Origin of the sequence: Bradyrhizobium sp. (assembly GCF_036009065.1) — a bacterium.
Taxonomy (GTDB): Bacteria; Pseudomonadota; Alphaproteobacteria; order Rhizobiales; family Xanthobacteraceae; genus Bradyrhizobium.
Window position 1 is genome coordinate 1 of sequence record NZ_DASYMN010000331.1, and the last position, 1793, is coordinate 1793.

3 protein-coding genes are annotated in these 1793 nt (G+C 61.7%); all 3 read left to right on the forward strand.

Going from position 1 to position 1793, the window contains the following annotated elements:
• Positions 1-471 precede the first annotated feature (471 nt).
• The 3 genes from VGP39_RS20510 to VGP39_RS20520 all read left to right on the forward strand — a co-directional run bounded on the left by VGP39_RS20510 (position 472) and on the right by VGP39_RS20520 (position 1401).
• On the forward strand, positions 472-708 hold the full coding sequence (locus tag VGP39_RS20510; RefSeq protein WP_327569923.1) for a hypothetical protein: 237 nt from the start codon (positions 472-474) through the stop codon (positions 706-708).
• Positions 709-710: 2 nt separating this feature from the next.
• On the forward strand, positions 711-953 hold the full coding sequence (locus VGP39_RS20515; RefSeq protein WP_327569924.1) for a hypothetical protein: 243 nt from the start codon (positions 711-713) through the stop codon (positions 951-953).
• A 136-nt stretch (positions 954-1089) separates the two neighbouring features.
• Complete coding sequence (locus VGP39_RS20520) at positions 1090-1401, forward strand: hypothetical protein (protein ID WP_327569925.1); 312 nt, start codon at positions 1090-1092, stop codon at positions 1399-1401.
• Positions 1402-1793 lie beyond the last annotated feature (392 nt).

The window sequence follows — 1793 nt, forward strand, 5'->3', positions numbered from 1 at the left end:
ATCGGCTGAACGCGCCAGCCCGATGCGCGGAATGTCTCGTGCCGGCGCTGTGAGCCGGTCTAACAAGCGCATGCACGCGACCGCCGACACGAACAATGTCATGCCTCGTGATAGGCTTGGGGCGGCGCGTGATGCGCGGCGTTAGATTGCTGGGGCGGTCTGAAGATTTCTGCTGCTGGATGCGCGGGCGTGGCGGGTGGCGGAGGCGCGAGGTCGAAGCGGTGCCGGCCGTGGTGGAGGGCCTGACCTCGTGAGCAGCCGGTGGCGGGAGGCATGGCGGGGGGCGCGTGTCGTCCAGGACGGCGTGGGCTGCGGGGCGGGCGCTAAAGATGACGCCATCTAACAAGCGCATGCACGCGACCCGCGACACGAACCTTGTTATCATCAGCGGAAGTTGCGGGCGGGCGCGTGATGCGCGGCGTTATGCTGCTTGCTTGAATCCCACATGAACAATTGACATCATGTCCTGCGATGGACTTCGAGATCGTCAGCGACATTACCGACGTTGAAACCATTGCCGCCGGCACGGGTGTTCGGGATCGCGCTCGCCTGCGTAAACAGTATGGCAGAGGTAGGTGGCGTAAAATGAAAGGCGTTGCCAGAGTGCGTCTGCTCAGTAGCCGGGTACGTTTGGCTGAAGTACATTGGTATGAAGCCCACGGCGTGGGGAAGAGGGAGTTCAAGCTGAAGTTGCCGTTTTTAGATTAGCCATGAAGAGAGCAGAAAAACCATCGACGCATTTTGTTGTCTGCCTCAACAACGAAGGCTACAAAGCCTCGCTTGAGGTCGGGAAACTGTACCGCTTCATCCCTGACAAGGAGGCGGAGGCTGAGGGGCTGATTCGCGTGGTGGACGAAAGCGGCGAAGATTATGCCTTTGACGAAGCTCGTTTCCATCCCGTGAATCTGCCGGCGACGGTAGAGAAGGCATTGTTGGCCGTGGCCCTCACTTAGAGGCCGCAGCATAACAACGGCATGCACCCGACCGCCGACACGACGAATTTCATCTAAATCAGAGATGCGGGGCGGCGGGTGATGCCGGGCGTTAGATTTCTTCTTGATTAAATCAGACCGATTGTCGAGGCTCCCGATGTCGCGACTCCTGCTCGGAACTATCTGCGGCCTCGTCTACGGCGCGCTGTCGGCCGCCTCGATGTTGCCGCTCGGCTTCCCCGATAAGCAGGCCGCTCTGGCGGGCGCGTTCCTGAACCGCTTCGCCATCGGCTTCGTCATCGGCGCGGCGCGGCTGCCCCTGCCGGGTTGGGCGCAAGGGCTGATCTTCGGCCTCCTCCTGAGCTTGCCGGATGCCATAATCACGAAAGCGTATGCGCCGATCCTCGTTCTGGGTGTGGTCGGGGGCGTCATCATCGGGATAATCGTGGGCAAGTGGGGTCGTGGGTGAGCGGCGAACGAAATCTAACAACGGCATGCACCCGACCGCCGACCCGACGGCTCTCATCTTCCCGCAAAGATGCGGGGCGGCGGGTGATGCCGGGCGTTAGATCGGCTGAACGCGCCAGCCCGATGCGCGGAATGTCTCGTGCCGGCGCTGTGAGCCGGTCTAACAAGCGCATGCACGCGACCGCCGACACGAACAATGTCATGCTTCGGGATAGGCTTGGGGCGGCGCGTGATGCGCGGCGTTAGGCGCTCCGAGTAATCACTGATGAAATCGATATTCGACACGGATGAACTCCCGCAAGAGCGGAGTGGCCCCGGTTGCCGGTGGCTACTGATAGGTGTGGTCTTCGGGGCGGTAGGCGGCGGCATCCTTTTTCACCGAGCAGCCACGGC